Annotated in this window: 9 protein-coding genes; all 9 read left to right on the top strand. The window is 44.7% G+C overall.

Annotated features, from left to right (window positions below; all coding sequences use genetic code 11):
• Positions 1-586 (top strand): major capsid protein (locus tag MFF30_RS26425; RefSeq protein ID WP_238281793.1); only part of this gene is annotated, 586 nt, incomplete at its 5' end.
• 110 nt (positions 587-696) lie between these two features.
• Positions 697-1224 carry a hypothetical protein gene (locus tag MFF30_RS26420; RefSeq protein ID WP_000487867.1) on the top strand — a complete coding sequence of 176 codons (528 nt, stop codon included), beginning with the start codon at positions 697-699 and terminating at the stop codon, positions 1222-1224.
• Positions 1225-1232: 8 nt separating this feature from the next.
• Positions 1233-2219, top strand: coding sequence for a Minor spike protein (locus MFF30_RS26415; protein ID WP_000466547.1), 987 nt, complete (start codon positions 1233-1235; stop codon positions 2217-2219).
• A gap of 9 nt (positions 2220-2228) precedes the next feature.
• Positions 2229-3824: a replication endonuclease gene (locus MFF30_RS26410; protein ID WP_021370787.1), complete on the top strand. Its 1596-nt coding sequence runs from the start codon at positions 2229-2231 to the stop codon at positions 3822-3824.
• Complete coding sequence (locus tag MFF30_RS26405; RefSeq protein ID WP_435988044.1) at positions 3757-3909, top strand: hypothetical protein; 153 nt, start codon at positions 3757-3759, stop codon at positions 3907-3909. The genes MFF30_RS26410 and MFF30_RS26405 overlap by 68 nt, the downstream gene beginning before the upstream one ends.
• The gene (locus MFF30_RS26400; RefSeq protein WP_016670801.1) at positions 3842-4081 is read left to right on the top strand and encodes a phage DNA packaging protein C; all 240 of its coding nucleotides are present in this window, start codon (positions 3842-3844) and stop codon (positions 4079-4081) included. Before MFF30_RS26405 ends, MFF30_RS26400 begins: the two co-directional genes overlap by 68 nt.
• Complete coding sequence (locus MFF30_RS26395; RefSeq protein WP_000084700.1) at positions 4078-4536, top strand: scaffolding protein D; 459 nt, start codon at positions 4078-4080, stop codon at positions 4534-4536. Before MFF30_RS26400 ends, MFF30_RS26395 begins: the two co-directional genes overlap by 4 nt.
• Positions 4536-4652 (top strand): phage DNA packaging protein J, encoded by a 117-nt coding sequence (locus tag MFF30_RS26390; RefSeq protein WP_000033471.1) that lies wholly within the window; start codon positions 4536-4538, stop codon positions 4650-4652. Before MFF30_RS26395 ends, MFF30_RS26390 begins: the two co-directional genes overlap by 1 nt.
• 36 nt (positions 4653-4688) lie before the next feature.
• The coding region (locus MFF30_RS26385) for a major capsid protein (RefSeq protein WP_283205926.1) at positions 4689-5386 on the top strand (698 nt) is incomplete at its 3' end.

Genomic DNA, 5386 nt, shown 5'->3' with positions numbered 1-5386 from the left:
CCGTCCTTTACTTGTCATGCGCTCTAATCTCTGGGCATCTGGCTATGATGTTGATGGAACTGACCAAACGTCGTTAGGCCAGTTTTCTGGTCGTGTTCAACAGACCTATAAACATTCTGTGCCGCGTTTCTTTGTTCCTGAGCATGGCACTATGTTTACTCTTGCGCTTGTTCGTTTTCCGCCTACTGCGACTAAAGAGATTCAGTACCTTAACGCTAAAGGTGCTTTGACTTATACCGATATTGCTGGCGACCCTGTTTTGTATGGCAACTTGCCGCCGCGTGAAATTTCTATGAAGGATGTTTTCCGTTCTGGTGATTCGTCTAAGAAGTTTAAGATTGCTGAGGGTCAGTGGTATCGTTATGCGCCTTCGTATGTTTCTCCTGCTTATCACCTTCTTGAAGGCTTCCCATTCATTCAGGAACCGCCTTCTGGTGATTTGCAAGAACGCGTACTTATTCGCCACCATGATTATGACCAGTGTTTCCAGTCCGTTCAGTTGTTGCAGTGGAATAGTCAGGTTAAATTTAATGTGACCGTTTATCGCAATCTGCCGACCACTCGCGATTCAATCATGACTTCGTGATAAAAGATTGAGTGTGAGGTTATAACGCCGAAGCGGTAAAAATTTTAATTTTTGCCGCTGAGGGGTTGACCAAGCGAAGCGCGGTAGGTTTTCTGCTTAGGAGTTTAATCATGTTTCAGACTTTTATTTCTCGCCATAATTCAAACTTTTTTTCTGATAAGCTGGTTCTCACTTCTGTTACTCCAGCTTCTTCGGCACCTGTTTTACAGACACCTAAAGCTACATCGTCAACGTTATATTTTGATAGTTTGACGGTTAATGCTGGTAATGGTGGTTTTCTTCATTGCATTCAGATGGATACATCTGTCAACGCCGCTAATCAGGTTGTTTCTGTTGGTGCTGATATTGCTTTTGATGCCGACCCTAAATTTTTTGCCTGTTTGGTTCGCTTTGAGTCTTCTTCGGTTCCGACTACCCTCCCGACTGCCTATGATGTTTATCCTTTGGATGGTCGCCATGATGGTGGTTATTATACCGTCAAGGACTGTGTGACTATTGACGTCCTTCCCCGTACGCCGGGCAATAATGTTTATGTTGGTTTCATGGTTTGGTCTAACTTTACCGCTACTAAATGCCGCGGATTGGTTTCGCTGAATCAGGTTATTAAAGAGATTATTTGTCTCCAGCCACTTAAGTGAGGTGATTTATGTTTGGTGCTATTGCTGGCGGTATTGCTTCTGCTCTTGCTGGTGGCGCCATGTCTAAATTGTTTGGAGGCGGTCAAAAAGCCGCCTCCGGTGGCATTCAAGGTGATGTGCTTGCTACCGATAACAATACTGTAGGCATGGGTGATGCTGGTATTAAATCTGCCATTCAAGGCTCTAATGTTCCTAACCCTGATGAGGCCGTCCCTAGTTTTGTTTCTGGTGCTATGGCTAAAGCTGGTAAAGGACTTCTTGAAGGTACGTTGCAGGCTGGCACTTCTGCCGTTTCTGATAAGTTGCTTGATTTGGTTGGACTTGGTGGCAAGTCTGCCGCTGATAAAGGAAAGGATACTCGTGATTATCTTGCTGCTGCATTTCCTGAGCTTAATGCTTGGGAGCGTGCTGGTGCTGATGCTTCCTCTGCTGGTATGGTTGACGCCGGATTTGAGAATCAAAAAGAGCTTACTAAAATGCAACTGGACAATCAGAAAGAGATTGCCGAGATGCAAAATGAGACTCAAAAAGAGATTGCTGGCATTCAGTCGGCGACTTCACGCCAGAATACGAAAGACCAGGTATATGCACAAAATGAGATGCTTGCTTATCAACAGAAGGAGTCTACTGCTCGCGTTGCGTCTATTATGGAAAACACCAATCTTTCCAAGCAACAGCAGGTTTCCGAGATTATGCGCCAAATGCTTACTCAAGCTCAAACGGCTGGTCAGTATTTTACCAATGACCAAATCAAAGAAATGACTCGCAAGGTTAGTGCTGAGGTTGACTTAGTTCATCAGCAAACGCAGAATCAGCGGTATGGCTCTTCTCATATTGGCGCTACTGCAAAGGATATTTCTAATGTCGTCACTGATGCTGCTTCTGGTGTGGTTGATATTTTTCATGGTATTGATAAAGCTGTTGCCGATACTTGGAACAATTTCTGGAAAGACGGTAAAGCTGATGGTATTGGCTCTAATTTGTCTAGGAAATAACCGTCAGGATTGACACCCTCCCAATTGTATGTTTTCATGCCTCCAAATCTTGGAGGCTTTTTTATGGTTCGTTCTTATTACCCTTCTGAATGTCACGCTGATTATTTTGACTTTGAGCGTATCGAGGCTCTTAAACCTGCTATTGAGGCTTGTGGCATTTCTACTCTTTCTCAATCCCCAATGCTTGGCTTCCATAAGCAGATGGATAACCGCATCAAGCTCTTGGAAGAGATTCTGTCTTTTCGTATGCAGGGCGTTGAGTTCGATAATGGTGATATGTATGTTGACGGCCATAAGGCTGCTTCTGACGTTCGTGATGAGTTTGTATCTGTTACTGAGAAGTTAATGGATGAATTGGCACAATGCTACAATGTGCTCCCCCAACTTGATATTAATAACACTATAGACCACCGCCCCGAAGGGGACGAAAAATGGTTTTTAGAGAACGAGAAGACGGTTACGCAGTTTTGCCGCAAGCTGGCTGCTGAACGCCCTCTTAAGGATATTCGCGATGAGTATAATTACCCCAAAAAGAAAGGTATTAAGGATGAGTGTTCAAGATTGCTGGAGGCCTCCACTATGAAATCGCGTAGAGGCTTTGCTATTCAGCGTTTGATGAATGCAATGCGACAGGCTCATGCTGATGGTTGGTTTATCGTTTTTGACACTCTCACGTTGGCTGACGACCGATTAGAGGCGTTTTATGATAATCCCAATGCTTTGCGTGACTATTTTCGTGATATTGGTCGTATGGTTCTTGCTGCCGAGGGTCGCAAGGCTAATGATTCACACGCCGACTGCTATCAGTATTTTTGTGTGCCTGAGTATGGTACAGCTAATGGCCGTCTTCATTTCCATGCGGTGCACTTTATGCGGACACTTCCTACAGGTAGCGTTGACCCTAATTTTGGTCGTCGGGTACGCAATCGCCGCCAGTTAAATAGCTTGCAAAATACGTGGCCTTATGGTTACAGTATGCCCATCGCAGTTCGCTACACGCAGGACGCTTTTTCACGTTCTGGTTGGTTGTGGCCTGTTGATGCTAAAGGTGAGCCGCTTAAAGCTACCAGTTATATGGCTGTTGGTTTCTATGTGGCTAAATACGTTAACAAAAAGTCAGATATGGACCTTGCTGCTAAAGGTCTAGGAGCTAAAGAATGGAACAACTCACTAAAAACCAAGCTGTCGCTACTTCCCAAGAAGCTGTTCAGAATCAGAATGAGCCGCAACTTCGGGATGAAAATGCTCACAATGACAAATCTGTCCACGGAGTGCTTAATCCAACTTACCAAGCTGGGTTACGACGCGACGCCGTTCAACCAGATATTGAAGCAGAACGCAAAAAGAGAGATGAGATTGAGGCTGGGAAAAGTTACTGTAGCCGACGTTTTGGCGGCGCAACCTGTGACGACAAATCTGCTCAAATTTATGCGCGCTTCGATAAAAATGATTGGCGTATCCAACCTGCAGAGTTTTATCGCTTCCATGACGCAGAAGTTAACACTTTCGGATATTTCTGATGAGTCGAAAAATTATCTTGATAAAGCAGGAATTACTACTGCTTGTTTACGAATTAAATCGAAGTGGACTGCTGGCGGAAAATGAGAAAATTCGACCTATCCTTGCGCAGCTCGAGAAGCTCTTACTTTGCGACCTTTCGCCATCAACTAACGATTCTGTCAAAAACTGACGCGTTGGATGAGGAGAAGTGGCTTAATATGCTTGGCACGTTCGTCAAGGACTGGTTTAGATATGAGTCACATTTTGTTCATGGTAGAGATTCTCTTGTTGACATTTTAAAAGAGCGTGGATTACTATCTGAGTCCGATGCTGTTCAACCACTAATAGGTAAGAAATCATGAGTCAAGTTACTGAACAATCCGTACGTTTCCAGACCGCTTTGGCCTCTATTAAGCTCATTCAGGCTTCTGCCGTTTTGGATTTAACCGAAGATGATTTCGATTTTCTGACGAGTAACAAAGTTTGGATTGCTACTGACCGCTCTCGTGCTCGTCGCTGCGTTGAGGCTTGCGTTTATGGTACGCTGGACTTTGTAGGATACCCTCGCTTTCCTGCTCCTGTTGAGTTTATTGCTGCCGTCATTGCTTATTATGTTCATCCCGTCAACATTCAAACGGCCTGTCTCATCATGGAAGGCGCTGAATTTACGGAAAACATTATTAATGGCGTCGAGCGTCCGGTTAAAGCCGCTGAATTGTTCGCGTTTACCTTGCGTGTACGCGCAGGAAACACTGACGTTCTTACTGACGCAGAAGAAAACGTGCGTCAAAAATTACGTGCAGAAGGAGTGATGTAATGTCTAAAGGTAAAAAACGTTCTGGCGCTCGCCCTGGTCGTCCGCAGCCGTTGCGAGGTACTAAAGGCAAGCGTAAAGGCGCTCGTCTTTGGTATGTAGGTGGTCAACAATTTTAATTGCAGGGGCTTCGGCCCCTTACTTGAGGATAAATTATGTCTAATATTCAAACTGGCGCCGAGCGTATGCCGCATGACCTTTCCCATCTTGGCTTCCTTGCTGGTCAGATTGGTCGTCTTATTACCATTTCAACTACTCCGGTTATCGCTGGCGACTCCTTCGAGATGGACGCCGTTGGCGCTCTCCGTCTTTCTCCATTGCGTCGTGGCCTTGCTATTGACTCTACTGTAGACATTTTTACTTTTTATGTCCCTCATCGTCACGTTTATGGTGAACAGTGGATTAAGTTCATGAAGGATGGTGTTAATGCCACTCCTCTCCCGACTGTTAACACTACTGGTTATATTGACCATGCCGCTTTTCTTGGCACGATTAACCCTGATACCAATAAAATCCCTAAGCATTTGTTTCAGGGTTATTTGAATATCTATAACAACTATTTTAAAGCGCCGTGGATGCCTGACCGTACCGAGGCTAACCCTAATGAGCTTAATCAAGATGATGCTCGTTATGGTTTCCGTTGCTGCCATCTCAAAAACATTTGGACTGCTCCGCTTCCTCCTGAGACTGAGCTTTCTCGCCAAATGACGACTTCTACCACATCTATTGACATTATGGGTCTGCAAGCTGCTTATGCTAATTTGCATACTGACCAAGAACGTGATTACTTCATGCAGCGTTACCATGATGTTATTTCTTCATTTGGAGGTAAAACCTCTTATGACGCTGACAA

Source organism: Methylobacterium goesingense, from assembly GCF_022179225.1.
GTDB classification, from domain to species: Bacteria; Pseudomonadota; Alphaproteobacteria; order Rhizobiales; family Beijerinckiaceae; genus Methylobacterium; species Methylobacterium goesingense.
This window is presented reverse-complemented; position numbering and strand designations above follow the sequence as displayed.

Excerpts from the sequence above, each read along its gene's own strand:
- MFF30_RS26420 (WP_000487867.1), top strand. The coding sequence starts at position 697 with ATGTTTCAGACTTTTATTTCTCGCCATAATTCAAACTTTTTTTCTGAT.
- MFF30_RS26415 (WP_000466547.1), top strand. The coding sequence starts at position 1,233 with ATGTTTGGTGCTATTGCTGGCGGTATTGCTTCTGCTCTTGCTGGTGGC.
- MFF30_RS26395 (WP_000084700.1), top strand. The coding sequence starts at position 4,078 with ATGAGTCAAGTTACTGAACAATCCGTACGTTTCCAGACCGCTTTGGCC.
- MFF30_RS26390 (WP_000033471.1), top strand. The coding sequence starts at position 4,536 with ATGTCTAAAGGTAAAAAACGTTCTGGCGCTCGCCCTGGTCGTCCGCAG.